General features: G+C 32.8%; 31 protein-coding genes and 1 riboswitch. Of the genes, 26 read left to right on the top strand and 5 right to left on the bottom strand.

The features are described 5' to 3' along the window. The 12 genes from N4A57_RS03475 to N4A57_RS03420 form a co-directional block, all read left to right on the top strand. On the top strand, window positions 1-98 hold a 98-nt coding region (locus N4A57_RS03475; protein WP_293656181.1), incomplete at its 5' end, for an IS3 family transposase. A 158-nt stretch (window positions 99-256) separates the two neighbouring features. Continuing rightward, window positions 257-592 (top strand): anti-sigma F factor antagonist, encoded by a 336-nt coding sequence (gene spoIIAA, locus N4A57_RS03470; protein WP_293656176.1) that lies wholly within the window; start codon window positions 257-259, stop codon window positions 590-592. A gap of 31 nt (window positions 593-623) precedes the next feature. Next, the gene (gene spoIIAB, locus N4A57_RS03465) at window positions 624-1,040 is read left to right on the top strand and encodes an anti-sigma F factor (protein ID WP_293656180.1); all 417 of its coding nucleotides are present in this window, start codon (window positions 624-626) and stop codon (window positions 1,038-1,040) included. Window positions 1,041-1,052: 12 nt separating this feature from the next. Next, the gene (gene sigF, locus N4A57_RS03460) at window positions 1,053-1,823 is read left to right on the top strand and encodes an RNA polymerase sporulation sigma factor SigF (RefSeq protein ID WP_330671433.1); all 771 of its coding nucleotides are present in this window, start codon (window positions 1,053-1,055) and stop codon (window positions 1,821-1,823) included. A gap of 73 nt (window positions 1,824-1,896) precedes the next feature. Beyond that, the gene (locus N4A57_RS03455; RefSeq protein WP_293656175.1) at window positions 1,897-2,046 is read left to right on the top strand and encodes a hypothetical protein; all 150 of its coding nucleotides are present in this window, start codon (window positions 1,897-1,899) and stop codon (window positions 2,044-2,046) included. After that, entirely contained in the window at window positions 2,021-2,620 is a 600-nt protein-coding gene (locus N4A57_RS03450; protein WP_293656174.1) for a stage V sporulation protein AA, read from the top strand. Before N4A57_RS03455 ends, N4A57_RS03450 begins: the two co-directional genes overlap by 26 nt. Window positions 2,621-2,630: 10 nt before the next feature. Continuing rightward, complete coding sequence (locus N4A57_RS03445; RefSeq protein WP_293656172.1) at window positions 2,631-3,047, top strand: stage V sporulation protein AB; 417 nt, start codon at window positions 2,631-2,633, stop codon at window positions 3,045-3,047. 13 nt (window positions 3,048-3,060) lie between these two features. Next, complete coding sequence (locus tag N4A57_RS03440; protein ID WP_293656170.1) at window positions 3,061-3,201, top strand: hypothetical protein; 141 nt, start codon at window positions 3,061-3,063, stop codon at window positions 3,199-3,201. 9 nt (window positions 3,202-3,210) lie between these two features. Further along, window positions 3,211-3,696, top strand: a complete 486-nt coding sequence (gene spoVAC, locus N4A57_RS03435; RefSeq protein WP_293656168.1) for a stage V sporulation protein AC — start codon at window positions 3,211-3,213, stop codon at window positions 3,694-3,696. 13 nt (window positions 3,697-3,709) lie between these two features. Next, window positions 3,710-4,726, top strand: coding sequence for a stage V sporulation protein AD (gene spoVAD / locus N4A57_RS03430; RefSeq protein WP_293656167.1), 1,017 nt, complete (start codon window positions 3,710-3,712; stop codon window positions 4,724-4,726). A 12-nt stretch (window positions 4,727-4,738) separates the two neighbouring features. Continuing rightward, window positions 4,739-5,095 carry a stage V sporulation protein AE gene (spoVAE, locus tag N4A57_RS03425; protein ID WP_293656166.1) on the top strand — a complete coding sequence of 119 codons (357 nt, stop codon included), beginning with the start codon at window positions 4,739-4,741 and terminating at the stop codon, window positions 5,093-5,095. Window positions 5,096-5,114: 19 nt separating this feature from the next. Beyond that, complete coding sequence (locus N4A57_RS03420) at window positions 5,115-5,684, top strand: stage V sporulation protein AE (protein ID WP_293656165.1); 570 nt, start codon at window positions 5,115-5,117, stop codon at window positions 5,682-5,684. A 48-nt stretch (window positions 5,685-5,732) separates the two neighbouring features. On the opposite strand, the gene N4A57_RS03415 is transcribed toward N4A57_RS03420, so the two are convergent. Then, window positions 5,733-8,636 carry a transglycosylase domain-containing protein gene (locus N4A57_RS03415; protein ID WP_293656164.1) on the bottom strand — a complete coding sequence of 968 codons (2,904 nt, stop codon included), beginning with the start codon at window positions 8,634-8,636 and terminating at the stop codon, window positions 5,733-5,735. Window positions 8,637-8,766: 130 nt separating this feature from the next. Beyond that, the gene (locus N4A57_RS03410; RefSeq protein WP_293656163.1) at window positions 8,767-9,075 is read right to left on the bottom strand and encodes a hypothetical protein; all 309 of its coding nucleotides are present in this window, start codon (window positions 9,073-9,075) and stop codon (window positions 8,767-8,769) included. Between the two features lie 362 nt (window positions 9,076-9,437). On the opposite strand from N4A57_RS03410, the gene N4A57_RS03405 reads away from it, so the two are divergent. After that, complete coding sequence (locus N4A57_RS03405) at window positions 9,438-10,691, top strand: uracil-xanthine permease family protein (RefSeq protein WP_293656162.1); 1,254 nt, start codon at window positions 9,438-9,440, stop codon at window positions 10,689-10,691. Window positions 10,692-10,764: 73 nt separating this feature from the next. Here the strand turns inward: N4A57_RS03405 and N4A57_RS03400 are convergent, their stop codons facing one another. From N4A57_RS03400 to N4A57_RS03390, 3 genes are read right to left on the bottom strand one after another with little or no spacing between them, the layout of a single operon-like run. Next, complete coding sequence (locus tag N4A57_RS03400) at window positions 10,765-11,766, bottom strand: hypothetical protein (RefSeq protein ID WP_293656160.1); 1,002 nt, start codon at window positions 11,764-11,766, stop codon at window positions 10,765-10,767. An 11-nt stretch (window positions 11,767-11,777) separates the two neighbouring features. Further along, on the bottom strand, window positions 11,778-12,395 hold the full coding sequence (locus tag N4A57_RS03395) for a metallophosphoesterase (protein WP_293656158.1): 618 nt from the start codon (window positions 12,393-12,395) through the stop codon (window positions 11,778-11,780). Between the two features lie 36 nt (window positions 12,396-12,431). Further along, entirely contained in the window at window positions 12,432-12,923 is a 492-nt protein-coding gene (locus tag N4A57_RS03390) for a MogA/MoaB family molybdenum cofactor biosynthesis protein (protein ID WP_293656156.1), read from the bottom strand. A gap of 256 nt (window positions 12,924-13,179) precedes the next feature. Here N4A57_RS03390 and N4A57_RS03385 point away from each other — a divergent pair, with 256 nt between their 5' ends. From N4A57_RS03385 to modA, 13 genes are all read left to right on the top strand, one after another. Further along, on the top strand, window positions 13,180-14,427 hold the full coding sequence (locus N4A57_RS03385; protein WP_293656155.1) for an NAD(P)/FAD-dependent oxidoreductase: 1,248 nt from the start codon (window positions 13,180-13,182) through the stop codon (window positions 14,425-14,427). Window positions 14,428-14,448: 21 nt separating this feature from the next. After that, the gene (locus N4A57_RS03380) at window positions 14,449-14,943 is read left to right on the top strand and encodes a 4Fe-4S dicluster domain-containing protein (RefSeq protein WP_293656153.1); all 495 of its coding nucleotides are present in this window, start codon (window positions 14,449-14,451) and stop codon (window positions 14,941-14,943) included. Between the two features lie 2 nt (window positions 14,944-14,945). Next, window positions 14,946-17,012: a molybdopterin-containing oxidoreductase family protein gene (locus N4A57_RS03375; RefSeq protein ID WP_293656151.1), complete on the top strand. Its 2,067-nt coding sequence runs from the start codon at window positions 14,946-14,948 to the stop codon at window positions 17,010-17,012. Window positions 17,013-17,126: 114 nt separating this feature from the next. Beyond that, complete coding sequence (gene nhaC / locus N4A57_RS03370) at window positions 17,127-18,530, top strand: Na+/H+ antiporter NhaC (RefSeq protein WP_293656149.1); 1,404 nt, start codon at window positions 17,127-17,129, stop codon at window positions 18,528-18,530. 388 nt (window positions 18,531-18,918) lie between these two features. After that, window positions 18,919-19,054, top strand: a riboswitch (molybdenum cofactor riboswitch). An 87-nt stretch (window positions 19,055-19,141) separates the two neighbouring features. Further along, a complete protein-coding gene (locus N4A57_RS03365) occupies window positions 19,142-20,161 on the top strand; it encodes a molybdopterin-binding protein (RefSeq protein ID WP_293656148.1) in 1,020 nt (339 codons plus the stop codon). A 14-nt stretch (window positions 20,162-20,175) separates the two neighbouring features. Further along, window positions 20,176-21,384, top strand: coding sequence for a molybdopterin molybdotransferase MoeA (locus N4A57_RS03360; protein ID WP_293656177.1), 1,209 nt, complete (start codon window positions 20,176-20,178; stop codon window positions 21,382-21,384). Window positions 21,385-21,399: 15 nt separating this feature from the next. Beyond that, window positions 21,400-21,882 carry a cyclic pyranopterin monophosphate synthase MoaC gene (moaC, locus tag N4A57_RS03355; protein WP_293656146.1) on the top strand — a complete coding sequence of 161 codons (483 nt, stop codon included), beginning with the start codon at window positions 21,400-21,402 and terminating at the stop codon, window positions 21,880-21,882. Further along, the gene (locus N4A57_RS03350) at window positions 21,872-22,654 is read left to right on the top strand and encodes an ABC transporter permease (RefSeq protein WP_293656144.1); all 783 of its coding nucleotides are present in this window, start codon (window positions 21,872-21,874) and stop codon (window positions 22,652-22,654) included. The genes moaC and N4A57_RS03350 overlap by 11 nt, the downstream gene beginning before the upstream one ends. Window positions 22,655-22,664: 10 nt before the next feature. Further along, window positions 22,665-23,240 (top strand): molybdenum cofactor guanylyltransferase, encoded by a 576-nt coding sequence (locus N4A57_RS03345; protein WP_293656142.1) that lies wholly within the window; start codon window positions 22,665-22,667, stop codon window positions 23,238-23,240. Beyond that, window positions 23,237-23,731: a molybdopterin-guanine dinucleotide biosynthesis protein B gene (gene mobB / locus N4A57_RS03340; protein WP_293656140.1), complete on the top strand. Its 495-nt coding sequence runs from the start codon at window positions 23,237-23,239 to the stop codon at window positions 23,729-23,731. The genes N4A57_RS03345 and mobB overlap by 4 nt, the downstream gene beginning before the upstream one ends. A 14-nt stretch (window positions 23,732-23,745) precedes the next feature. Then, window positions 23,746-24,717 carry a GTP 3',8-cyclase MoaA gene (gene moaA, locus N4A57_RS03335; RefSeq protein ID WP_293656138.1) on the top strand — a complete coding sequence of 324 codons (972 nt, stop codon included), beginning with the start codon at window positions 23,746-23,748 and terminating at the stop codon, window positions 24,715-24,717. Between the two features lie 3 nt (window positions 24,718-24,720). Further along, the gene (locus tag N4A57_RS03330) at window positions 24,721-25,152 is read left to right on the top strand and encodes an MOSC domain-containing protein (protein WP_293656136.1); all 432 of its coding nucleotides are present in this window, start codon (window positions 24,721-24,723) and stop codon (window positions 25,150-25,152) included. Between the two features lie 45 nt (window positions 25,153-25,197). Further along, entirely contained in the window at window positions 25,198-25,959 is a 762-nt protein-coding gene (modA, locus tag N4A57_RS03325; protein ID WP_293656134.1) for a molybdate ABC transporter substrate-binding protein, read from the top strand. Window positions 25,960-26,778: the final 819 nt, after the last annotated feature.

Below are 26,778 nucleotides of genomic sequence, written 5' to 3'. Positions count from 1 at the left end.
TAAATAATTATATAAAATATTATAATAATTATAGATATCAATGGAATTTAAAAAAGATGACTCCTGTACAATACAGAAATCATCTTTTAGCATCTTAATCTCTTTTTTTAGATTGTCCTTGACAAAGGTACCATTTTAGATTTGGCCATACTTTTGTTTTTGGACAAAACTAGTCAATACTAGTCAATTTTCATTGAAGGGAAAAGGAAAGATTTTGAAGAAGTATATGTAAAACCAAGTAATGGGGGGAATAGGATTGGAAACTAGTATGGAAAAAATAAATAATAATTTAGTGGTGGCTTTAAATGGTGAATTAGACCATCATACGGCAAAGGAAGTTAGGGAGGAAATTGATAAAGCTATAAATAGAGAAAATGTGAAAAATATAGTATTTGACTTTAAAAAAGTGAAGTTCATGGATAGTTCTGGTATTGGAGTTGTAATAGGACGTTTTAAAAAAATAAGAGAATACGGTGGACAGGCTGGCGTTATAAATTTAAATAATAGGGTACATAAAATTTTTAAAATGTCAGGACTTTTTAATATAATAAAATACTATGAAACTAAAGAAGAAGCCTTAGAAAACTTATAGGGGAGTGAATAAATTGCTAGATAATAATCATATGAGACTAGAAATATTAAGTAAATCCCAAAATGAATCCCTTGCTAGGGTAGTAGTAGCTGCCTTTGTAGCCCCACTTGATCCTACACTAGAAGAGTTAGCAGATATTAAAACTGCCGTATCAGAGGCCGTTACTAATTCTATAATTCATGGATATTTAGAGGATTTAGGAAAAATAGTAATAGAATGTAGCATAAAGGGAGAAACTTTAGAAGTTATAATAGAGGATTTTGGAAGGGGTATTGAAAATATAGAACAGGCGAGAGAACCCCTGTATACTTCAAAGCCTGAGCTTGAAAGGTCTGGTATGGGATTTACAGTTATGGAAACATTTATGGATTATGTTGAGGTTCAATCCCAAATTGGAAAGGGTACAAAAATAAGGATGTCAAAAGAAATAAAAAGTTCTCGAGATTAAGGGGTAGATAATATGAGTATGCCTTATTCAGATAACCATAATAAAATATTTGACCATGAGACTACTTTAGAGCTTATAAGGGAAGCACAACAGGGGAGTGAGGAAGCTAAAAGCGCATTAGTAAGTAACAATTTGGGATTAGTAAGAAGTGTTATAAAGAGATTTAATAATCGGGGTTATGATAAGGATGATTTGTATCAATTAGGGTGTATAGGATTAGTTAAGGCTATTGAAAAATTTGATTTTAACTACAATGTTAGATTTTCAACATATGCAGTTCCCATGATAATAGGTGAAATCAAGAGATTTTTAAGAGATGATGGTATGATAAAAGTGAGTAGATCCATGAAGCAAACGGCAGCTAAGGTGAAAATGGCAAAGGAGCATTTGTCAAAGGAAATGGGAAGGGAACCAACCTTAAGTGAAATATCAGCATCCTTAGATATTTCACAAGAAGATATTGTAATTGCCCTAGAGGCCAATGTAAAACTAGAGTATCTTTATGATGTAATTCACAAGGATGAGGGCTCACCAGTCCATTTAATAGATAAAATAAGTGAAAAAAAGGTAAAAGGTGAAGGTGAAGTTACAGATAGATTAGCCCTCAATGAGATATTATCAAAGTTAAAATCTCGTGAAAGGACCATAATAATTCTTAGGTATTTTAAGGATAAAACTCAATCTGAAATAGCCCAGATGCTGGGAATATCTCAAGTTCAAGTATCTAGAATTGAAAAAAAGATTTTAGGACAAATGAGAGATATATTAGAAAAGACATGGTAACATGTCTTTTTTTGAATTAGGAAGGGAATAATTGAGAATAATAAAAGTAAAGAATTAAAGCAGGTGAAAATATATGAAAAAAAAACTAAGATTTGTTTCCATAGGATTGATTCTACTATTAGGCGTAACCGCTTTTTTTTATTTAAAAAGACCTAAAGTAAAATTTACAAGGGCTAAATTAGTGTATGGAGAAGAATATGGGCAAGATATATATACAACTTAAAAAAAATATAGAGATAGATTTTGAAACAGAATTAAAAATAAAACATGTGGCCCATGTAGTAGGGGAAGAAGAAATTAAAAAAAAAGTAGAAGATATGAAATTAGGCATAATACAGGAGGATTTTTATGAAGTCATTTCACCCACAGAAGTGGCTAATAAAATATTAAAAAACATACCCCATATGGACATTCATTTTATAGATGATGAGCAGGTTCTCATAAACGTAGTTAAGAAAAAAAAGAAGGAATCTAAAATATTATTATTACTACGGGTATTAATAGTAATAATAATATTAGCCATAGGAGAATCCTTAGCCATTATGAATTTTCATGAAGATATAGGTATGAAAAATGTTCATATGCGTGTATATGAGATATTAACAGGGGTACGTGAGAAACGTCCCTTAATCATTCAAATACCCTATTCTTTGGGAATAGGAGTAGGAATGTTATTATTTTTTAACAAAATAGTCCCCAATAAGTATGGCAGTGATCCAAGTCCTATGGAAGTGGAAATGAGTTCCTACAGAAAAAAAGTGAATAATTTCATGAGAAGTAAGCTAAAGAAACAATAGGTGAAATAATATGATTGCAAGCATAGTAGGTAGCATAATAGGTTTTTCAGAAGGGATTGTGGTGGGAACAGCTCTCATAGCTTTTATAACTATACTAGATATAGTCCCAAGGTTGGCACAATTGACTAAAACTGAAAAATATATAAGAGTATATGAATACGCTATGATTATATCTGGTGTAAGTATGGTCCTAATAGATGTATTAGATGTAAATTTTAATATTTCTTCAATAGGCTTAGGGATAATTGGATTGCTTATGGGATTATATGTGGGGTTGTTTGCTTCTGCCTTAACAGAAATAACAAATGTAATACCAATAATAGTAAAAGCCTTTAATTTGCATGGCTATGAGAAATATGTTTTTTATGCTTTGATATTTGGAAAAGTAGTAGGGTCCTTCTTATATTGGTTATATGTAGTATCCTAGGGGTGATATATGTATGGAAAGAACTATTTTAAAATTTAATAAAAATATGTTTAATGAAATATATGAAAAAAGAGAAAATAATAATATGGAAAAAATAAGAAATAGCATGTTTCATAGAGAAATAGATGTAAAAATAAGGGAAGTGAAATATTAGGAGGACAAAATGGCAAAGAAAAAACAAAGGACCAATAAGAAAAAACAAAACCCACCCATTAATAAGAAAGAAGAATATGTGGCATATGTGGAGGCCAAGAGCCCAAAACCAACATATCTCAAAAATTGTATATGGGCATTTATAGTAGGTGGTCTCATATGTACACTAGGACAATTTATATATAATTTGTATAAGGGCTTAGGCCTAGATAAAATGGATGCATCAACGGCAACGTCCATTACCTTAGTTTTTCTAGGAGCATTTTTCACAGGTCTAGGACTCTACGACAGACTAGGTAAGGTAGCTGGAGCTGGATCAATAGTGCCTATAACTGGATTTTCTAATTCTATAGTATCACCAGCCATGGAATTTAAACGTGAAGGATACGTATTTGGAGTTGGTGCAAAAATGTTTAATGTGGCAGGACCAGTTTTGGTATATGGTTTTGGAAGTTCTGTTATTGTAGGTTTACTTCATTTCATATTCTCTAAATAAGGAGGCTAGTAAGTTGGCAGTAAAGAAAATGGGAAATCAAACGGTAAAATTTATTAATCCACCTTATATAATTTCAACTTCAAGTATAGTGGGTCCTAAGGAGGGAGAAGGTCCTTTAGGAAATTATTTTCACGTGGTTCTTCAGGATGATCTGTATGGGGAAAAAAGCTGGGAATTGAGTGAAAGTAAAATGCAAAGGGAATGTGTAAAGCTAGCAGCAAAGAATGGGAAATTAGAGACAACGGATCTGGAATATCTATTAGCAGGTGATCTATTAAATCAATTAATGGCTGCTACCTTTTCGGCTAGGGCCTTGCAAATTCCGTTCTTTGGATTATATGGAGCCTGTTCCACCATGGCAGAATCCTTATCCCTTGGAGCCATGCTAATAGATGGTGGTTATGCAGATAACTTAGTGGCAGTCACATCTAGTCATTTTTGTTCAGCTGAAAGGCAATATAGAAATCCATTAGAACATGGAAATCAAAGGGCATTAACGGCCCAGTGGACTGTGACAGGAACAGGAGCTGCCATACTCTCTAGTAAGGGCAGTGGTCCTAGAATAAGTCATGTTACTACGGGAAAAGTAGTGGATTTGGGTATAAAGGATGCAAATAACATGGGAGCTGCCATGGCCCCAGCAGCTGTAGATACTATAAGTGCTCATTTTAATGATACAGGATTAAGACCAAAGGATTATGATTTAATAATAACGGGAGATTTAGGTATTATAGGGAAAGAGATTACAGAAGAAATGTTAGGTGATGAGGGATTTAATGTTAAAAATGTATATAATGATTGTGGAGTATTAATATTTGATGGTGAAAAACAAGATACCCATGCAGGAGGAAGTGGTTGTGGTTGTTCTGCATCTGTCTTTTGTAGTTACATATATAATGAAATGTTAAATAAGAAATACAATAGAGTATTATTAGTTTCAACAGGAGCCCTACTATCACCAACTAGTAGTCAACAGGGTGAGACCATACCTGGAATTGCCCATGCTGTGTCTATTACTAATGAAATTTAAGGTGGTGAAATTATGGAGTATATGAGAGCTTTTCTAGTAGGGGGAGCAATTTGCGTAATTGGACAATTACTAATGGATGGTACAAAACTTACTCCTTCTCATATTTTAGTGGTATTTGTAACATCGGGAGTAATATTAGGAGGAATAGGTATTTATGATCCCTTAGTAGATTTTGGAGGATCAGGAGCAACTGTTCCGCTACCAGGTTTTGGATATGCCTTGGCCAAAGGTGCCATAAAGGCAACAAGTGAAAAGGGAATATTAGGAGCATTTACTGGAGGTGTTCAAGCCACTGCAGGAGGTGTTGCGGCTGCCATAGTCTTTGGTTATCTCATGGCAGTTATATTTACACCTAAAGCTAAAAAATAGTTAAGAGAGGTAGTATACTATGGATAAAAAAAGAAAGGTAATATTAGTAACTGATGGTGATTCAGTGGCCCAAAGGGCAGTGGAGGAAGCAGCAAGAAATGTAGGAGGTAGGTGCATATCTCGTTCAGGTGGAAACCCAACGCCCATTACAGGTAATGAGATAGTTAATTTAGTAAAAACTGCAAAACATGATCCTGTAGTAGTTATGGTTGATGATATGGGAGATTCAGGTACTGCCCAAGGTGAGATGGCATTATATGAGCTGGCAAATCATCCTGATATAGAAATATTAGGTGTTGTGGCAGTGGCAGCAAATACTCCAGGGGTGGAAGGAGTAAAAGTTGATTTCTCAGTAACTAGTCAAGGGCAAATATATAGGGGGGCAGTAGATAAACAAGGTGATAAAACTAATGATAATATACTTTACGGAGATACGGTAGATATTATAGATAAATGTAATAATATTCCGATAATTGTAGGTGTAGGGGACATAGGAAAAATGCACGGGCGAGATAATGTGGAAATAGGTTCCCCTATAGTTACAAAGGCCATGGAAGAAATATTAAAGAAAAATGGATATACCATGTAGGATGAAAAGGTAGAATGAGAAAAGGAGACTTTCAAAAGTCTCCTTCTTTTATTCAGATACGGTAACTCCATCTGGTGGAATTACTTCATCATTATTATTGTTATTATTATTATTATCGTCTCCCATAAGGGGGAAGATTATATCATTGAATATGGAGTCATTATTTTCTGGAACTAAATGAACATCACATGTGGCTGTTGGTGCTTCATAAATATAATCTGTAGGGACTATTCCATTGTTGTTTTCTGGTATGTAAGGAATAGTTCTTCTTCTGAATACTCTCTTTTCTATTAAAGTAGGAGGACAATTAGGTCCAGCTAACTTATTAGTAGAAGTATCAACCTCTAACTCCACGTGAATTTCATCATATTCAGTAGGTTGAGTTCCTGAAATGAAATATTCATATTTTACAGATTTTTCTCCTAGTTGAGGATCTCTATAGCTTAACTCTGTTGGTAATTTTCCAGATACTGTATCCACAGCTACTGAAACAATGCCATCGGGTTTTTTAAAGTTCTTATGAGGCAAGTTTTTATGAATCTTACTCATAACATTTTGCCAAAGCTTAGTACTTACAGAACTACCTTGATTTAATTTCATCTGTGTATCATTACCTATCCAAACGGCACCTACATAATATGGGGTATATCCTGCAAACCAGGCATCATAATTGTTTGAAGTAGTACCTGTCTTTCCTGCTACAGGAATGTTACTATTTGAAGGTTCAAATTTAGCACGAGTTGCCGTTCCCCAAGATACAACACTTTTTAGCATATCCGTCATAATAAATGATACCTGAGGTGAAACAACACGATTTTTAGTAGGTACATTTTCAATTACTATATTACCATCCTTATCAGTTATCTTAGTAAAGGATACGGGTTGTATATAAACACCTTCATTGGCTAAAGTCCCATAGGCAGCAGTAAGTTCTAGTGGACTAATACCCTTTGTCATACCACCTAAGGCAACGGCAGCTAAGTTCATATCGTTATAGGGTCCCTTTTCTACTATTGTAGATATTCCCATTTTCTTTAAGTAATCTACACTTGTATTAACTCCCACTTGTTCACCAACTTTAACGGCAACTACATTCATTGAAAGTTGTAAAGCTCTTTTTATACTAGATAAGCCTTTAAATCTATCCCTATACCAGTTTTTAGGCCACATTTTACCATTTTCATAATGTGGTATATCATCAATTATGCTTGCTGCTGTGAAGCCATTGTCTATGGCTGGTGTGTAAACTCCAATAGGTTTTATGGAAGATCCAGGTGGTCTAGGATTTAAAGCTCTATTATAAAGTTTTTGTCCCTTTATATCTCTACCTCCAACTAAAGCTTTAATATGTCCTGTGTGATAATCCATTATTACCATGGCCGATTGAGGTTGAATAGCGCCCTTATCACTTAAATAATAATATTTTTTAGATAATAATAGATTCCCACGTCCATCTTTTTTAGCAAAATCTCCATATGAAGTGAAGAAGGAACTCTTTATTACTAAATTATTATTGGAATCAAAGGATTTAAACTCAGCAGGGATATTTAAATTTCCTCCCTTTAGAATTAAGTATTCCTTTCCATTTTCCAAACGATATGCATCCTTTAGCCTAACTACTATATCTACTACCTGTCCATCCTTTTTAGATGGATAGAAGTTAAATCTTTTATTTTTATTTAACACTAAATTTCCATTAGGATCATAAGTGTAATCAGTCTTAGGAATAACCAATTCATTAGATGAATTTATTAAATTTCCTTTTTTATAAAGTAATACTCTTCCATTTTTAGCTAATATATCTCCAGCAGAATTTTTCCTAGATACTAATGATGGGAAGTTAGAACTTTTTTTGTACTCAGCTTCAACAGTTTTTTGCATATTAACATCTAAAGTAGTATAAATCCTAAGGCCCTTGTTATAGAGCATGTCACTTGCTTCTTCAGCAGATACATTAAGCTGTTTTTGTAAAGATTCTATCACATCGTATTTTACTTTGTCAGTAAAATATGATGATATACCAAAGGTGCTAGATTTTCCAGGTTTAAGATGGGTAGCCATATCTTCAGACATGGCTTTATCATATGCCTCTGGTGTAATCATGCCTTCGCTTTTCATTATGGATAAAACCAATTCTTGTCTTGGTCTATATCTATCATCATAAACTATAGTATATAATTGATCACTATCATCTAAGACTATATGTTTTTTAGGGTCCACATCTTCCTTTTTTAATGTTTTTAATGGAGAATACTTAGATGGGTTTTTAGTTATCCCTGCTATTAATGCAGATTCAGCTAAATCTAGTTCTGATACGTCCTTTGAGAAATAGAAGTAGGATGCTCCTTGAACTCCTTTAGCTCCTCCACCTAAATAGGCTGTGTTTAAGTATGCTTCTAAAATTTGCTCTTTAGTAAGTTCGTTATCCATTTTTATGGAATAATAGGCTTCTTTTATTTTTCTGTCTAAACTTTTTTCGTTTGTTAAGTATAAGTTTTTAACTAATTGTTGAGTTATAGTACTACCACCTTGGACAGCCGCACCAGCTTTTACATTTTCTATAAAAGCCCCAACAATTCTCTTTGGATTAATACCTTTATGCTCAAAGAAGGATCTATCTTCTATGGCCAAAAATGCATTTATCACATCTTTAGGAATCTTATCATATTTTACTATTGTTCTTAAACTATCACTTTTTACCTTTTCTACTAACTCACCCTTATCATCTAATATGAATGAATTTTCATTTAGTAGTGTTCCCATTTGAGAAAAGTCAACTTCTGGTGTGGATTTAATAACGGCATAAACCATTCCTCCAACTATTCCAGTCCCTATAAAACCACATAAAAAGGTAATTAGTATAAATATCTTAAAAAAACTAAATTTTTTCTTTTTCTTACCTTTCTTTTTATTGGAACGCCTTTTCTCTGCGTTGTTGTTATTATCAGACATTAAATCCCTCCTAAAATAAGAAGCACAATCTTATAAAGATCCCTATTAAAATATGACACACTTACACCTCATTATAGCATATGTACATGGATATGTTAATTTTATTCCCAATAGGATAAAGCTTAGGAAATTATCCTAAGCTATCAGTACCCATTTGTGACAAAAATGCCATGGCCATTTGAATTCCATTAATTAATTCATTATTAACCACTTCTAAAGACTCTTTTTCAGTTCCAGGTTGGACTTTAATAAATGAAATGTTATCATTTATATGTAAGTCCATGAACTTATTTTCTAATAAAGATTTACAACTTTGTTCAATCATAGTTACTATGGTAGGATCTTGTAAAAATATTGTAAAAGATTCATCTACACATATTTCTATTTTCTTGTCATCATTTAATTTCACGTATTTTACCATTTCATTTGTATTGTTCATAAAAAACTCTCCCTTGAAAATTAAGTTTGTATCTACAGGATACCTTATACATTATAACATCTTTTTTCAAAAAAGTCTTTACTACAGTATTGATTTTAATTTAAATAAGTGATATAATACAGAATTAGAAATAGTCTTTAAATCAATCCTGTGAGATTGGCAAGGGTTATATGGTAAACATAGAATTTTTCTATGATTTTTTATGCTATAAACTTCTTGCCAAAATGTAAGAAGTTTTTTTATATGAAATTTTAAAGAAATTAGAAAATCGAATCTAGCCTTTTAATTCAGTCCTGTGAGGCTGAAAAGGGGAGAATGGAAATTCTCCTTTTTAAAGGTAACTAAAAAAGGGAGGTTTTTTTATGTCAGAAAATACTTTAAGAATGTCAAAGGCAATAAAAAAAGAGGGGGCAAGTATAGACCTGAAAAAAATAATACTAGCATTACAACATCTAATAGCCATGTTTGGTGCAACTGTGCTAGTACCAATGTTAACAGGTTTAGATCCATCAGTGGCCCTAGTTGCGGCAGGGTGTGGAACTTTAATATTCCACTTAACAACTAAAGGAAAGGTACCAGTATTTTTAGGTTCGTCCTTTGCATTTATTTCAGGAATAATAACAGTAAGAGAAATGTTCAATGGTGATTTGGCCTATGCACAAGGTGGAATAATAGTTGCTGGATTTTTATATGTGGCCATGTCCTTTCTAGTAAGAAAAATTGGAGTTGAAAAGATTAAGTATTTTCTACCTCCTGTGGTAGTAGGACCTATGATTATGGTTATAGGACTTAACTTAGTTCCAGTAGCATTCGGTATGGCAAAAAGCAATTTAATCATAGCAGCTACAACTCTAGCCATATCATTAATAATAAGATTTAAAGGCAAAGGAATGGTAAAACAATGTAGCATACTAATAGCCGTATTAAGTGGATATGGAATTTCTCTAGCCATGGGAATTGTGGATACAAGTTTAATATTAGATTCTAAATTCGTAATGATACCTAATTTTACTCTACCTAAATTTCATATGGGTGCCATATCAGTAATTGCTCCTATAGTAATAGCAGTATTTATGGAACATGTGGGAGATATAACTACAAATGGTCAAGTAGTAGGGAAAAACTTTATTCAAGACCCAGGTCTTAATAGAACATTACTTGGAGATGGACTTGCAACATTATTTGCAGGATTCATTGGAGGACCAGCTAATACAACTTATGGAGAAAACACAGGAGTATTAGCATTAACTAAAAACTATGACCCGTCAATTTTAAGATTAGCAGCCGTATTAGCAGTGGCATTAGGATTTATTTCAAAGGTAGGCGGATTCTTAAGAAGTATTCCAGTACCAGTAATGGGAGGAATTAGTTTAATACTATTTAGTATGATTGCCCTAGTAGGAGTTAAGACAATAAAGAATGAAGAAGTAAAATTAAATACAAAGAACCTAATAATTATGGGAACAATCATAATCATGGGATTAGGTGGAGCTTATATAGAAAAGCAATTTGGAGTATCTCTAGCTATAACACTAACTGATACAGTTAAAATACAAGGTCTAAGCTTAGCGGCTATAACAGGAATTGTTCTTAACTTAGTATTAAATAGAAAGTAAATAAAATATATTAATAAAAAGGGTGGATCTCTTAAACTGATTTTTAAATCATTTTAAGGCATCCACCTTTAGCTTAATAGGTATTTTCCAATATTTTATTTTCATATTCAGATAAAATATTTTTATGAAATTCTTCTAATTTATCTAAAACTTCTCCTCTGAATCTTTTACTTAAATCAGTTTTTTTCTTCATGTCCTTAGTTCTAACTTCTGTCCAATGAACCTTTTTCCTTTTATAAAATAGATCTAGATCCACTATACGAGATCCATCTTCTAAATATTCTAAACCAAGAAGTATTTTTTTTATGTACTCTGGTGGATAAAAAGTTACTAGCCTCACACGATATATACCTACAGTGTAAAAAATAGTGGCTGCATCTGTTCCCCAGGATTCCCCTAATATTAGGCCCAATTCTAAATTTTCTATTATATGAAGGAGTCTTTCGTAGTGTAACTTATACTGTCCATAGGAATCGTATATTTTAATGGTAAGTTCATACCAATCCCTATTTTCCATTCCTATATTTAAATATTTTAAGGACTTTTTATGTAAGCTCTTTAATATTTCATTAAAGTTTCCTTTAATATATATGGCTTTTTCATATATATTAGATAAACTAACAGGATGGGATAAATTTTCCTTTGTAAAGGAAACAACCACTCCATTAGCATGGGTTTCCATAATATCGTCAAAAGTTCCAATGATTCCATTATAGTCTTTAGAAATACTTTCTATAGATTTTTCCACATCTCCTAGATATTTCATCATTATTATTTTAGGTGCAATTCTCAGATTTGTTATAAGATGGTTTTTATTATGAATGATGATTGTACTTAGAACCTTTTCTATTTCTTTAGGAATTAATAATACATGATCCACATCAGCCACTTTAACAACAGCCGTCATTTTGGTAGTTAAAAATATGATAGAAGAATTATCATCAGCCAGTGTGGATGCCGTATCCCTATCATAAGAAACTCCCATTAGGTCATCTTTTAAATAGTGATAAAATTCTTTTAAATTACTAGTTTCAATTACTAAGGTCTTTGGACCACTTCTAACTATTGAAAGCATACATATCCCCCTTAAAAACCTATTCTAGATTTTCTCATTCTAACGTCATCAGTTCCCCATGGATAGGATAAAATGTGAATGTCTAGATTATTCAAATTGATAATATTTATTCCTGTTATACCATTTAAAAATATATTACCATTTTTTTTATGAGTTTTCATATCCACATTGTGACCAAATAAGTTAAAGGTTCCTGGATCTAAAGTAACTTTATTAGGATAATGGCTTATGTTCATACTAATACCTCCTATATTAACTTTAGAACAAGAATCTATTAATATTGATCTGTTACAAAGGTCTTGAACCACTTCTTTTTTATCATGATTTCCCAACCCTATATAGATTTCCTTGGCTTTGGATGATTCTAGTATTTCAATTAATCTAGGTAAAGAAGAAGAATAGGAATCTATTTTAGATGGATAAAATTCTAATTTAATATTGTCTACCAAATCACCCGTATGGACTATATAAGTTGGATTAATTTCATGAATTAATTTCTTTATGGGTCCATAGAGGATAGTAGGAGTATCTGAAATATGTAATAATATTGGATCATTAATATGTAGTATGTCTTTAGGTATGTATATATTACCAATAATGTGACTAAATATTTTTTTTATATTTATCATGAAAAAACCCCATTAATCATATTTTCCTAGGCAAATTTATTTTCTAGCACATTCAGCAGTTTTTCCTAGAAGGATTTCTAGACCATGATGGATAGAATCTATAATGTATTCTAAGGATTCTTCTACAGCCTTAGGACTTCCAGGTAAATTTATTATTAAGGTCTTATTTCTAATACCTGATGTGGCACGAGATAACATGGCTCTCCTTGTTATGGACAAACTATAATATCTGATGGCTTCGCTAATTCCAGGTGTTTTTCTTGTGATGACCTTTTCTGTAGCCTCAGGAGTAACATCCCTTTGGCTAAAGCCTGTACCCCCTGTAGTTAATATTAGATTTAAGTTTAAATCATCACTCATATGTATCATTTCACTTGATAGCTTCTTTAATTCATCAGGCAAAACTACGTATTTTTTAACTTCATAGCCCTTTCTTTCTACAATTTTCCTAATAACTTTGCCACTTAAGTCTTCCCTTTTTCCAGCAGCACCCTTATCACTACATGTTATTATGCCTACACTAAACATTAAATCCCTCCCTATATTCTTTTTATATGCCTTATTGTATATTTTTTTGTGATTTTAGTAAACACTCAATGGAAAAGTTTTGGTTTATAGGAATACCTTTGGAAAAAAAGGATGAAATAATTGTAGAATAAAGTTGCAATTATTTTTTTGCGACAAGTATTGACATTTTTCTGCACAGGTGTTATTCTATACCAGGTTCAAAACTAGAATAATGTTCTAATAGACAGAACAAGCCAATTCTAAGGGAGGTGAAAATATGCATGTTGTTATAATCGGCAACAGTGCAGCTGGACTAAAGGCACTAGAGACATTCAGAAAGTATGACCAAAATAGTTCAGTTACTATAGTATCTAAAGAAAGTAAAGTACCTTATTCAAGAGTATTACTCCCATATTATTTAAGGGGTAAAATAGACTATAATACTTTTTTCATAAGAAGTGAAGAATACTATGATAAATACAATGCAAATTTTATAAATGGGCATGTAACAAATGTGGATGAAAAAAAGAAAATTATAAGCCTTGATGATGGTAGTAAGATTGAATTTGACAAACTATTAATAGGAACAGGATCTTCAGCTATGATGCCTCCAATTCAAGGATTAGAAGGTGAAGGAATTTATAACATGTGGACCCTTGAAGATGTTCATAGGATAGAACCATTATTTAAGGAAAATAAAAGAGTTTTAGTTTTGGGTTCAGGGTTCGTATCTTTACAGGCAGCATGGGCAGCTTTAGTAAAGAAATTAGATGTAAAGATTATAGAGTTAGCTCCTAGAATAATGCCAAGGGTGCTAGATGAAAAGGGAGCAGAAGCTCTGAGGAGAAAAATTGTTGAATTAGGTGTGGACTTAAGTGTTAATACTTTAACAGAAAAAGTAGAGAGGCTTGAGGATAATACATTTAGAATACATATAAAAGATGGTGAGCCTTTTGAGGTAGATATTATAATTGTGGGAACTGGTGTAAGAGCTAATACCCAACTATTAGATGGTACTTCAGTAGAAGTTGACAGGGGTATTTTAGTTGATGAATATATGATGACAAATGTGGAAGATATATATTCAGCTGGTGATGTTGCTCAAGGTCCTACTGCCTTTGGAGAAAAGAATGTAATCCACGCCCTATGGCCTACTGCTATTGAAATGGGTAATATAGCAGGAGCAAATATGGCTGGAAAGAAACTTTCATATAAGGGAAGTCTTAACATGAACGTTACAGAAATGTTTAACATAACTGTTGCATCTATGGGAAGATTTAATGATGGTGAAGGAGATCAAGTTTGGACTTATGAAAGTGAAGAACTTGGCGGTTACATGAAGGTAGTTTACGAGGACGGCTATGTAGTTGGTGCTACTGTGGCTGGTAGTTCAAGAATGGTACCATTTTTAGGTAAAATAAGACCTATCATAAGAAAGAAACAAAAGATTGAATGTAATCCTGAAAAATTAGGAGCACAATTACAATTAAAAATAGCAAAGTCAAATAGTGCTTTTAAGTTTTAGTTAATAAGGGAGGTTAAAACTATGCGTATAGTTACTATGGATCCAAAGAAATGCGTAGGATGTCGTAACTGTGAATATGCTTGTTCATTTAATAGAACAGGTATGTGTAAAAGTGAAGATTCAAATATTAAAGTAAATTATTATATAGAAGAGGTAGCCTGTATTCCTATGACTTGTGTTCATTGTGAAGAGGCTTGGTGTTTAGAAGTCTGTCCAGCAGCTGCCATAAGTAGAGATGAAAAAACTGGTGCAGTAGTTATAGATAAGGAACGTTGTGCAGGATGTAAAATGTGTATGTTAGCCTGTCCTTATGGAAATATTCACTTTGATAAGACTAACAAAGTGTCAAGAAAATGTGACTTATGTGGTGATAAAGAACCTAATTGTGTGAAACACTGTATAGCAGGTGCGTTACAATTTGAAGAGACAGAAGAAGCGTTTAAATTTAAAAGAAAACAATTTGATGGACAAGTTAAAAAGGCTATCGTAGAAGACAAAGGGCAAGGAGGTAAGTAATCATGGAAAATAGACAAGTACATCAAACTCTTTGCCGTATGTGTGATGACCATTGTGGAATCAACGTGTATGTGGAAAACGGAAAAGTGGTAGATATAGATGGAAACAAAGACCATGTTTGGAATAAGGGGAGACTTTGTATTAAGGGTAGAGCTGGAGTTGATTTAAATAATGCTCCAGATAGAATAAGAAAACCCCTTAAGAGAACAGAAAATGGTTGGGAAGAAATTTCTCTAGAGCAAGCACTGGATGAGATTGCGGCTAAAACTAAAGAAATCCAAGCTAAGTATGGAAAGAGAACTATGAGTGTTTGGAAGGGTGAAGCCATTGGTTTTGCTCAACAAGAGGAAAACTTCCGTAGATTTATACATGCTATAGGATCTCCTAACTATTTTTCTAATGATTCAGAGTGTTTTGTTGGTAGATGGATTGGATATTCATTAGTTTATGGAAGATGGGGGTCTCAACCAGAATTCATTAATTCTAAGTGTATTGTAACTTGGGGAGCTAATCCACCCCATGCCCATCCTAATATGATGCAACAAATCAACCATGCTAGAGATAATGGTGCTAAGCTTATAGTTATAGACTCTAGATTATCTGCTATAGGTCGTCAAGCTGACATTTTTGCACAAGTTAAGCCAGGTACAGATGGAGCATTAGCTTGGGGAGTTATGAGAGAGCTAATTGAAAATGGATGGTATGATAAGGATTTTGTTGAAAAATTCACAATGGGATTTGAAAAAGTTAAAGAATATGCAGCTAAGTTTACTCCTGAGTATGTGGCTAAGGAAACTGGAATTGATAGTTCTTTAGTTAAAGAAATAGCTGAGGCTATGTGGAATAATGCACCTGCTGTAATTAACTACGTTGGAAATGGTCTTGAGCACCATGAAAATGGAATTAACAATATTCGCGCAGTGGCATACTTTGATGGATTATTAGGATCTGTAGATGCTAAGGGAGGTAACTTCCTACCAACAGGATTCCCACTTAAGGAATTAACACTATATCATGAATTACCTTTAATTGAAGAAGGTCCTATTGGTAGAGATAGATTCCCTGTATTATATGATTTTAGACAAGAGTGCCACACTATGGTTGCTATGGATACTATTCTAAGTGAAGATCCATATCCACTAAAGGGAATGATCATAGCAGGAGCAAACCCAGTTATGACTAATCCTAATGCTAATAAGGTAACTGAAGCTTTAAAATCTTTAGAATTATTAGTAGTACGTGAGTTATTCATGTCAGAAACGGCAGAACTTGCCCACTATATACTACCAGCAGCATCTTACTTAGAAAGATCAGAACTTCATGGACATGGTGGATTCCAGGTAATGGGTCTTACAAAGAAAATTATTGAGCCAGAAGAAGGAATACAAGATGAATATCAATTCTTACATGATCTAGCCCATAGACTAGGTGCAGGAGAGTATTTCCCATGGGAGAATGAAGATAAATTAAATGAATGGTTAGTTTCTGATAGTGGGGTAACACTAGAAGAAATTGCTGCCGCACCAGGTGGATATAAATATGCAGAAAAAACTTACCATAAGCATGAACAAAATGTAGCAAATGGTAAGAAGGCATTTAATACTCCAAGTGGAAAATTAGAATTTACATCAGAGTATCTAAAAGATTTAGGATACCAAGAAATTGCAGAGTATATTCCACCAACTTATATGACAGATAAGTCAGAGGAATATCCATTTGTACTTATTACTGGAGCTAGAAAGGTAATGTATTATCATGGAAGAAACAGAAACTTTGCAAGATTAAAATCTGCCATGCCAACTCCTGAGATAGAATTACATCCAGCAGATGCTAAGAGATTAGACGTAGTAGACGGACATGTGGTAAAGGTAACTTCAACAATTGGTTCTATTGAGATACCAGTTAAGGTTATGCATGAGAAAGAAATTAACGAAGGGGTTACTCAAATAACCCATGGTTGGAGAGAGTCAAATGTAAATATTCTTACCCATGATGATAGATTTGACCCAATAGATGGATTCCCACTTATGAAATCTGTTGAGGTTAAGATCGAAAAGGTTGAAAAGTAAATAATTAAATAAAAGGGGTAATTGGTCATATAGGGTAAACTTAATTTCCTAATTGCCCCTGTATAATAAAATAATTAGTTAGAAAAATAACAAACTATTAAGGAGGATAACAAAATGACAAATGAAGTTAAAAGACCATCATTTGGTGCTTCCCTAAGTACATTTTTAGGGGTTGTGGGTATATTAGTTATTGGTATATTAGCATTTAAAATGGATATCCACATATTACTAAGTTTAGGACTTATTTATACTTGTTTTATGGCTAAGAGTGCAGGATTTACCTTGGATGAAATATTTGATGGTATGGCAGATAGTGTTAAAAAAGCCATGGTAGCCATGCTTATATTTATCTTAATTGGTACCATAATAGGATCATGGATTAGTGCAGGTACAGTACCAGCGTTGATCTATTATGGGCTAAAATTCTTAAATCCTAAGTTTTTCTTACCAGCAGGATTTATTGTATGTTGTATTACATCATTTGCCACAGGTACTTCTTGGGGAACAGCAGGTACTGTAGGTTTAGCTATGATGGGTATGGGAATGGGACTTGGTATTCCAGCACCAGCTATTGCAGGTATGGTAATATCAGGAGCTGCCTTTGGAGATAAAATGTCTCCCATGTCAGATACAACAATCCTAGCAGCTGCATCTGCTGAGTGTGACATGTATGACCATATTAAGGCTATGAGTTATACTACGATCCCAGCAACTTTAATATCATTAGCAGGATTTACTTTCTTAGGATTTAAATATACTGCATCAAGTAACATGACTTCTCAAGATGTTGTAATTTTACAAGAAACTCTAGAAAAAACTTTTAACTTAAACCCAATTGTATTATTACCTATATTAGTAGTTATAGTACTTAGTTTAATGAAGGTGCCATCAGTACCAGCATTAACTATAGGAACTTTCTTAGGAAGTGCTACAGCAGTTATTTTCCAAAAGGTATCTATTGTATCTGCTATGGATGCTCTTAACTATGGATATACTCAAGCTACAGGTATTGCCATTGTGGATAAACTTTTATTAAGAGGTGGAATCCAAGGTATGATGTGGACATTCTCCCTTGCATTTATAGCTCTATGTTTAGGTGGAGTATTAGAAAAGGCAGAGTTCTTAACTGTATTAATTGAAAAAATATTATTAAATGTTAAATCTAATGCTGGATTAATGCTTGTAACCATGATAAGTACAATTGTAGGTTGTGCTGCAACGAGTGAAGTTTACTTAGCTATTATATTAAATGGAAGTTTATTTAAAGATGCTTACACGGATAAGGGCTTAAGACGTTCCTTACTAAGCCGTATATTAGAAGAAGGTTCCACATTAGTTGGTCCTATTATTCCTTGGACAACATGTGGTGCTTTCATGGCAGGAACACTTGGGGTGGACACTTTAAAATTAGCTCCATTTGCACTACTTTGTTGGATTAATCCATTAATTTCTATTGTATTAGGATATATGGGAATATTTGTACCAAAAGAAGACAATGTGGCAAAGAAAGTTGCATAATTAAATGGGAAGGCGGTTATTGATTATGATAACCGTCTCCTTTAAGGCATATGAAAAAAATAAACTAGTCAGGTCCCTGAGGGATTTGGATTATTTTCAAGGCATGGTGAGTGAGCATATTAAACATATGTGAGCGATTCCATAACGAAGAAAATAATCCAAATAACCATTGAAATGACTAATTTATTTTTTGAATATGCCTTAAATATAATTATATTGGTAAATGGTTTGAAATTTTATTTGATTTTTTAGACTATTTATGAATATAATTATACTAGTTGACTGAAAAAAATCTGAGTGTTAGTATTAAGAGAGGAATAGATTAGGAAAAACATTAATATATTATATGGACAAGGAATATTTAATTGTGCATATAAAATAAATGATAAATAAATATATTCTCCGAGCCCTATGTTCCTAAGGATATGACTATGGAAATATGGCCTGAACTTTATAGTTCACAGGGTTTATTTGGAAACAAATAGGCCTCCCACCTTTTGGAAAGGAGATAAGGTCTTATTTAGTATGCCCTTATTGTCTTTTTGCCAATAAGGGCTTTTGTGTTAGTATGAAAGATTATTTGAAATAGAAAGTAAATGGAGGGGAAGATTATGAAAAAGATTTCTGTTCATGAAGCAGTGGGCCATGTATTGTGCCATGACATAACTCAAATTATACCGGGAAAAATTAAAGATAGAGCTTTTAAGAAGGGTCATGTGGTAACAAAGGAAGATATTCCAGTTTTACTATCCCTAGGTAAGGACAACTTATATGTATGGGAAAATAAGGAAGGTTATCTTCATGAAGATGATGCTGCCCATAGATTAGCTAAAATGAGTGCAGGTGCTGGTATTGATTTTAGTGAGGTGAAAGAGGGAAAGATAAATTTTATAGCTAAATATGATGGTTTGCTTAAAATAGACACTAGTATTTTATATGAAGTTAACAAATTAGAGGAAATAATGTTAGCAACAAGACATAATAATACTCCTGTGAAAAGAGGAGATAAGCTAGCGGGGACTAGGGTTATTCCCCTAGTTATAGATGAAAAAAAAATAGTAGAAGCCGAAAGTATTCCTAAAAATACTTTTATAGAAGTACTACCCTATAAAAAGTTAAAGGTGGGGGTAGTTACTACAGGAAATGAAGTATATTATGGAAGAATTAAAGATAAATTTGGTCCCGTTATAAAGGGAAAAATAGAATCCTATGGTTCAGAGGTTATAGAACAAAGGATAGTGAATGATGATAGTGATCTTATAGCAAAAAATATAGAAGAACTTATAGATAAGGGTGCAGATATGATAGTCTGTACAGGAGGTATGTCTGTAGATCCTGATGATACTACGCCTACGGGAATCAAAAAGGTGGGAGGAGAAATCATATCCTATGGAGCACCAGTACTTCCAGGGGCCATGTTTTTAATATCATATAAGGGTAATACTCCTATTTTAGGATTACCAGGGTGCGTTATGTATGCTAAAACTACTGTATTTGATTTAGTATTACCAAGAGTATTAGTAGGTGAAAGAATTAAAAAAGAGGATTTGGCTGCATATGGTCATGGTGGTCTATGCCTTGAATGTGATATATGTACTTATCCAGCATGTAGTTTTGGTAAGGGGTGTTAGTTTAAGTGTTACAAATGATTAAATTAGAAAAAGCCCAATCTATTATAAATGAGTATATAAAAACATTAGATAAAGAGATAATAAGTCTAATTGATTCCCATGAAAGGGTATTAGGAGAAGATATATATGCTCCAATAAATCAGCCACCCTTTAATAGATCTCCCCTTGACGGATATGCTCTAAGGGGAGAAGATTCTAAGGGAGCCACTAAGGATAGTCCCATAACCTTAAATGTGATAGATGAAATATGTGCAGGAGAATATACAAAGAAAATTGTAAAAAAGGGCCAAGCCATAAGAATTATGACGGGGGCACCCATACCAGAAGGGGCCAATTGTGTTATTAGGCAAGAAGATACTAATGAAGGTAAGGACCTTGTTAATATATATAAAGAATTAAAACCCTTTAGTAACTATTGTTATGAAGGGGAAGATGTTAAAAGGGGAACCTTAATTATTAAAAAGGGTTCATTTTTGAATCACATAAAAATAGGCATATTAGCTAGCCTTGGAATAGATAAGGTAAAGGTATATAAAAGACCTAAAGTGGGACTTTTAACTACGGGAGATGAACTAATAGAATTAGGGCAAAGTTTACCTACAGGTAAAATATATAATAGCAATTTATATACTTTATCCATGAGATTAAAGGAATTATATACAGAACCTATAGTATTAAATATGGGAAAAGATTGTGAAAAGGAAATGGAAGAAGAAATTAAAAAATCCTTAGATAAGGTAGATTTTCTAATTACCACTGGTGGAGCATCCGTTGGGAAAAAGGATTTAATAAAAAGTGTATTAGAAAAAATGGGAGCCAATATATTGTTCTGGAAAATAGACATAAAACCTGGTACTCCTGTTTTATGTAGTGAATTAGATAAAAAGCTCATAATAAGCTTATCGGGAAATCCAGCAGCGGCTAGTATTACCTTTGAAGTACTAGTTAGGGATTATATAAGTAAGCTTACTAATATTAACCACATATGTTTAAATAGAAAAAAAGCTTATTTCAATGATGAATTTAATAAAGGGAGTATGAGAAGAAGATTTCTAAGGGGCATATGTACAGAGACAAAAGAAAAAACTTTAGTAGATTTAAGTAACAAAACTCAATCTTCTGGGGTTTTAAGTTCCTCCTTAAATTGTAATTGCCTAATAGATATACCATCGGGAACAAAGTCCCTTAAAAAGGGAGAAGAAGTGGAAATAATATTATTATAGAAAGGGAGATTTAAGGTGGAAAATAAATTAACTCATTTTGACAAGGATGGAAAAGCCATAATGGTAGATGTGAGTGAAAAGAAAGACACATCAAGAGAAGCTATTGCAAAGGGTAAAGTTATTATGGAAAAAGAAACCCTGAACCTAATTAAAAATGGAGAAATGGGAAAGGGTGATGTATTAGGTGTGGCAAGGGTAGCAGGAATAATGGCTGCAAAACAAACTCACAATATTATTCCCATGTGCCATCCCCTTATGATAGCTAAAAGTCAAGTGGACTTTAATATAATTGAAGAAGAAAATGCCATAGAAATTGTAGGGATAGTTAAAACTACTGGTAAAACAGGAGTTGAAATGGAAGCACTAACCATGGTATCAGCAGCAGCACTTACCATATATGACATGTGTAAGGCAGTAGATAAGAAAATGACCATAAGTAATATTCATCTGTATAAAAAGACTGGTGGTAAAAGTGGAACCTTCATTAATGAAAAGTAAATTAATAAAAATAATATTAACCATATGTTTTTTAATAAGTATTACTTTCATACTCAGTCCTATTTTAATATTATTTGTTACTTATATTAAGAGGGGAATACAGGAATTGAATAATCCCTTAGTAATAGATGCTATTAAAGTGAGTTTTAAAAGTACTAGTATTTCCCTAATTATAATAATTATGTTAGGTATTCCTAGTGCGTATATTTTAGCTAGAGAAAATTTCTATGGAAAGAAAATTATAGATACGTTAATAGAATTGCCCTTAGTGTTACCTCCTGCCGTATCAGGATTGTTACTTTTAATAACCTTTGGGAGAAATGGCTATATAGGAAAGGAACTATACAGATGGGGAATTAAATTGCCATTTACCTTTTGGGCAGTAGTAATAGCTCAAATATTTGTGGCATTACCCCTTTTTATTAAAACTGTGAAATCTGGAATATTAAAGGTGGATAGGGATTTGGAGTTAGCAGCAGCAACTTTAGGAGACAAACCCTGGCAAGTTTTTATGAGAATTACCTTGCCCTTATCCTATGTATCCATTATAACAGGAAGTATTTTAGCCTGGGCAAGGGCTTTGGCTGAATTTGGAGCAACTATAATGTTTGCAGGGAATTTAATGGGAAGGACTCAAACTCTTCCTTTGGCCATATATAGTGCCATGGAAAAGGGAACAGATTTATCCTTATCTATTGCTGTAATATTAGTTTTCTTATCCTTACTAGTATTATTTATAGTAAAGTTCGGATTTAAAAAATATATGACTTAAAGGTGGTTTTATGATAAAAAAAGGAGCTATAATCTTAGCAGGTGGACAAAGTAGAAGGATGAATTATGAAGACAAGGCCTTTTTGAAAATAGGAAAAGATACTTTCATGGAAAAGATATTAAAGGAAACTTGTGATTACAAAGAGCGTATAATAATTTCTAATGATCCACATAAGTATAGAGCTTTAAATGCTTTTGTTTGTTCAGATATTTTAGAAAGTAAAGGGCCATTAGCTGGAATCCACGCAGGTCTTAAAAATGCCACATATGAGAAGAATTTAATAGTGGCCTGTGACATGCCAAATTTAAATAGGGATTTTTTAAATTTCCTAGGAAATATTCAGGGAGACTATGATGTTATAGTTCCTGTAATAGGTACATATGAACAACCCTTATGTGCCATATATAAAAAGAGCATAATAAGTACAATAGAAGAGTGCATTAAAAATGAGATATACAAAGTTAAGGAACTATATAAGCATGTATCAGTTGGATATATTCAGATACCAGAAAAATATGAAAATATTTTTATGAATGTAAATACTCCTAGTGAGTATAAATGCTTATTAAGGAGGACTAAAAAATGAGTACACCAATTGTATGTGTAGTTGGAAAATCTAATGTGGGAAAAACCACTTTAGTAGAAAAATTGTTAAGAGAATTAAAAAAGAGAAACTACAAGGTTGGAACGATTAAACATGATGTCCATGGATTTAATATGGATAAACCAGGGAAGGATACTTGGAAACATGCTCAGGCAGGAGCTGATTCTGTAATAATATCTTCACCCGATAGGATGGCCATGATAAAAAAAGTAGAAAAGGAATGGTCATTAGATGAATTAATAAACCTTCATAAGGATATGGATATAATAATATGTGAAGGGTTTAAAAGAGCTAATAAACCTAAGATAGAAGTAGTTAGAAGTGAACGCTCTACAAAAAATATTTGCTCATCAGAAGAATTAATAGCTGTAGCTAGTGATATGGATATTAAAATAGAAGGGGTTAGGACTTATGACATTAATGATTCAATTGGATTAGTTGATTTAATAGTTCATAAGATTATTAAAAGATAGGAAGAGTGAATGCTATGTTAGATAAAATGGGTAGGCAAATTGAATACTTGAGAGTATCTATAACAGATAGATGTAATCTAAGATGTGTCTATTGTATGCCAGAGAATGGTATAGAGCAGGTTGCTCATGATGACATACTGTCTTTTGATGAGTTATATAGGGTAATTAAAGAAACTACTAACTTAGGAATTAAAAAGGTGAGGATAACTGGTGGTGAACCCCTTGTGAGAAAGGGAATTATCCCCTTTATTAAAAGGATAAAAGATATAGAGGGTATAGAAGAAGTATGTCTTACTACTAATGGAATACTATTATTAGATTACATGGATCAGCTATATGAGGCAGGCCTTGATAGAATCAATATAAGTTTAGATACTTTTAATTGTGATAAATATAAAAGTATAACTAGAAGAGATGGATTACATAAAGTCCTAGAAGCAATAGATTTGGGTGTGAAAAAGGGATTTAAAAGAATAAAAGTAAATACTGTAATTATTAAGGAATTAAATTATGAAGAAATTGAAGAGTTTGTAAATCTAGTAGAAAAATATGATATAGATGTACGCTTTATAGAATTAATGCCTATTGGTGAAGGAAAAGATTATACGCCTACTTCAAATGATGAAATAAAGGAAATAATAAAAAGAAATAGGAATCTTTATCCTGTATACAGTAAAAAGGGAGCAGGTCCTGCTAAGTATTATAAGACTAATGGAGCTAAAGGCAGAATCGGATTTATCAGTGCCATGAGTCATGAATTTTGCCAGGAGTGTAATAGAATACGAATTACATCAGAAGGATTTTTAAAGTTATGCCTACACTCTAAAAGGGGAATTGATTTAAGACAGTTGCTTAGAAGCAAAATAGATGACCATGAACTTGGATATATAATAAGAGAGGCAGTGGAAAATAAACCAGATAGACATCATTTTAATGAAAATAGTGAAGACCAAGATAATAGACTAATGTCTCAAATAGGAGGGTAAAAAATGGGAAAGATAATGGCCGTATGTATAAGTGAGAAAAAGGGAACACAAAAGAAGGATATTAAGGAATGTGAGTTAATAGAAAATTTTGGACTGAAAAATGATGCTCATGGTGGAAATTGGCATAGACAAGTGAGTTTATTATCCTATGAAAAGATAGAGGATTTTAAAGCCAAAGGAGTACAAGTTGTAGACGGAGATTTTGGAGAGAATCTAGTAGTTTCAGGAATAGATTTATCATCTTTACCTGTGGGAACTAAGCTTACAGTAAATGATGCCCTATTAGAAGTAACACAAATAGGAAAAGAGTGTCACCACCATTGTCAGATATATCATGCAGTGGGAGATTGTATCATGCCTAGGGAAGGGATCTTTGTTAGGGTAATAAAAGGTGGAAATGTTAAGACAGGAGATGAAATTTCAGTACTTAAGTAGAATTTTGCAATTGGATATGCCTAAGATGAGGAGATGAACCTTGAAATGAGGAAAAGGATAATATGCATAATAGTATCATGTATATTAGTAATAGGATTAACTGCCTGTGGTAAAAGTGTTGAAAAAAAAGACATAATAGTATTTGCAGCATCATCTTTAACAGAGAGTATGAATGAAATAAAGGAAACTTATGAAAAGGAAAAGCCTAATGTGAATATAGTACTTAATTTAGATAGTTCAAGTAGATTAAGGGTTCAAATAGAAAAGGGTGTAGATGCACATATCTATTTATCTGCCAATAAAAAACACCCTAAGGCATTAGTAGAACAGGGATTATCTAATAATGGATCTGAATTTGTGAAAAATACAATGATATTTGTTACCCCTAAAGATGGAAAAATAAAGTCTTTAGAAGATTTAACTAAACCTTGTAATATAGTTATAGGACAAAAGGAAGTACCAGCAGGTGCTTATGCCCTAGAGGTTATTCATAAACTAGATTCTAAATATGAAGATTCATATGGGAAAAAGGTTTTAGATAACATAGCATCCCGTGAAAATAATGTAAAACAAGTTTTAGCCAAGGTCCTATTAAAAGAAGCAGACGGAGCCTTTGTATATACATCAGATCTTACTAAGGACATAAAGGATAAAGTTAGTATTATAGAAATTCCAAAGGAATATAACGTAAAAGCTGAGTATGGAGCTTGTATACTGGGGAAGGATAAAGAAGTGCTAGCTTTATACAAATATATAATGGGAGAAGAAGGTCTAGAGATATTTGAAAAATATGGATTTGAAAGGTAGCAATGGAGTGATCATATGAATTTGACTATTACAGAAAAAGCGTTAAATTATATTGAAAAGAACAAGGTGGAATTTTTACGAATTGAGATGGAAAAACGTGAATCAGGAAATGGATGATGTAAAAGCACATTCATTTTACCGTGTGTAAAGATAGGAAAAAATGATGAAGTTAATTTAGATGATTATAAAAGATATGAGGTTAATAATGTACATATATATGTATCACCTCATATAACCCATGAGGGTAATGGTGAGATAACTACTAAGGGGTTATTTAAGAAAACATTGATTATAAGAGGATTAAAGACTATAGTTTTATAGATAGAGAAAAAGTAGATGATTTTATTATCTACTTTTTTTATTAGGTCTATTATAAATATTGGCGGCAACAGGTCCAGTTAAAACAAATAAGGCTAGAAGCCTTATGGCCTTCATATAATCTCCATTAAACATATTTATTAGGAAATATATGAAAATAATTGAAGATATTACAGCATTATACGGCTAGAAAGCCCACTCCTTTAGGTGTGGGATGAATAGGCCCAACTTGCTTATTTTTTCAATATTTATGTATAAAATCATATTAAACATACACAGAATGTTATATAATATAGATTTATTGGTTTTAAATTTGTTTTATACAGTAACTTGCCTATAAGGGAAAATATATTGAAAATCTTTGGAACCCTGGAACGTCACAACATCTTATGCTACTCCAACATGACACATGAACCTATCTACGAAGATTCACGCTTTCGCTTGTGACAAGGACTTGGGTGGAAAAGATTTTCAATATATTTTCCTGAAATAGGCTCACAT

Origin of the sequence: Anaeromicrobium sp. (genome assembly GCF_025210435.1) — a bacterium.
Lineage (GTDB): Bacteria > Bacillota > Clostridia > Peptostreptococcales > Thermotaleaceae > Anaeromicrobium.
This window is presented reverse-complemented; position numbering and strand designations above follow the sequence as displayed.

What these genes read in the sequence shown, in the direction of transcription:
- spoIIAB (WP_293656180.1), top strand. Translation starts at nt 624, where the DNA reads ATGAGACTAGAAATATTAAGTAAATCCCAAAATGAATCCCTTGCTAGG.
- sigF (WP_330671433.1), top strand. Translation starts at nt 1,053, where the DNA reads ATGAGTATGCCTTATTCAGATAACCATAATAAAATATTTGACCATGAG.
- N4A57_RS03455 (WP_293656175.1), top strand. Translation starts at nt 1,897, where the DNA reads ATGAAAAAAAAACTAAGATTTGTTTCCATAGGATTGATTCTACTATTA.
- N4A57_RS03450 (WP_293656174.1), top strand. Translation starts at nt 2,021, where the DNA reads ATGGGCAAGATATATATACAACTTAAAAAAAATATAGAGATAGATTTT.
- N4A57_RS03445 (WP_293656172.1), top strand. Translation starts at nt 2,631, where the DNA reads ATGATTGCAAGCATAGTAGGTAGCATAATAGGTTTTTCAGAAGGGATT.
- N4A57_RS03440 (WP_293656170.1), top strand. Translation starts at nt 3,061, where the DNA reads ATGGAAAGAACTATTTTAAAATTTAATAAAAATATGTTTAATGAAATA.
- spoVAC (WP_293656168.1), top strand. Translation starts at nt 3,211, where the DNA reads ATGGCAAAGAAAAAACAAAGGACCAATAAGAAAAAACAAAACCCACCC.
- spoVAE (WP_293656166.1), top strand. Translation starts at nt 4,739, where the DNA reads ATGGAGTATATGAGAGCTTTTCTAGTAGGGGGAGCAATTTGCGTAATT.
- N4A57_RS03420 (WP_293656165.1), top strand. Translation starts at nt 5,115, where the DNA reads ATGGATAAAAAAAGAAAGGTAATATTAGTAACTGATGGTGATTCAGTG.
- N4A57_RS03415 (WP_293656164.1), bottom strand. Translation starts at nt 8,636, where the DNA reads ATGTCTGATAATAACAACAACGCAGAGAAAAGGCGTTCCAATAAAAAG.
- N4A57_RS03410 (WP_293656163.1), bottom strand. Translation starts at nt 9,075, where the DNA reads ATGAACAATACAAATGAAATGGTAAAATACGTGAAATTAAATGATGAC.
- N4A57_RS03405 (WP_293656162.1), top strand. Translation starts at nt 9,438, where the DNA reads ATGTCAGAAAATACTTTAAGAATGTCAAAGGCAATAAAAAAAGAGGGG.
- N4A57_RS03400 (WP_293656160.1), bottom strand. Translation starts at nt 11,766, where the DNA reads ATGCTTTCAATAGTTAGAAGTGGTCCAAAGACCTTAGTAATTGAAACT.
- N4A57_RS03395 (WP_293656158.1), bottom strand. Translation starts at nt 12,395, where the DNA reads ATGATAAATATAAAAAAAATATTTAGTCACATTATTGGTAATATATAC.
- N4A57_RS03390 (WP_293656156.1), bottom strand. Translation starts at nt 12,923, where the DNA reads ATGTTTAGTGTAGGCATAATAACATGTAGTGATAAGGGTGCTGCTGGA.
- N4A57_RS03385 (WP_293656155.1), top strand. Translation starts at nt 13,180, where the DNA reads ATGCATGTTGTTATAATCGGCAACAGTGCAGCTGGACTAAAGGCACTA.
- N4A57_RS03380 (WP_293656153.1), top strand. Translation starts at nt 14,449, where the DNA reads ATGCGTATAGTTACTATGGATCCAAAGAAATGCGTAGGATGTCGTAAC.
- N4A57_RS03375 (WP_293656151.1), top strand. Translation starts at nt 14,946, where the DNA reads ATGGAAAATAGACAAGTACATCAAACTCTTTGCCGTATGTGTGATGAC.
- nhaC (WP_293656149.1), top strand. Translation starts at nt 17,127, where the DNA reads ATGACAAATGAAGTTAAAAGACCATCATTTGGTGCTTCCCTAAGTACA.
- N4A57_RS03365 (WP_293656148.1), top strand. Translation starts at nt 19,142, where the DNA reads ATGAAAAAGATTTCTGTTCATGAAGCAGTGGGCCATGTATTGTGCCAT.
- N4A57_RS03360 (WP_293656177.1), top strand. Translation starts at nt 20,176, where the DNA reads ATGATTAAATTAGAAAAAGCCCAATCTATTATAAATGAGTATATAAAA.
- N4A57_RS03350 (WP_293656144.1), top strand. Translation starts at nt 21,872, where the DNA reads ATGAAAAGTAAATTAATAAAAATAATATTAACCATATGTTTTTTAATA.
- N4A57_RS03345 (WP_293656142.1), top strand. Translation starts at nt 22,665, where the DNA reads ATGATAAAAAAAGGAGCTATAATCTTAGCAGGTGGACAAAGTAGAAGG.
- mobB (WP_293656140.1), top strand. Translation starts at nt 23,237, where the DNA reads ATGAGTACACCAATTGTATGTGTAGTTGGAAAATCTAATGTGGGAAAA.
- moaA (WP_293656138.1), top strand. Translation starts at nt 23,746, where the DNA reads ATGTTAGATAAAATGGGTAGGCAAATTGAATACTTGAGAGTATCTATA.
- N4A57_RS03330 (WP_293656136.1), top strand. Translation starts at nt 24,721, where the DNA reads ATGGGAAAGATAATGGCCGTATGTATAAGTGAGAAAAAGGGAACACAA.
- modA (WP_293656134.1), top strand. Translation starts at nt 25,198, where the DNA reads ATGAGGAAAAGGATAATATGCATAATAGTATCATGTATATTAGTAATA.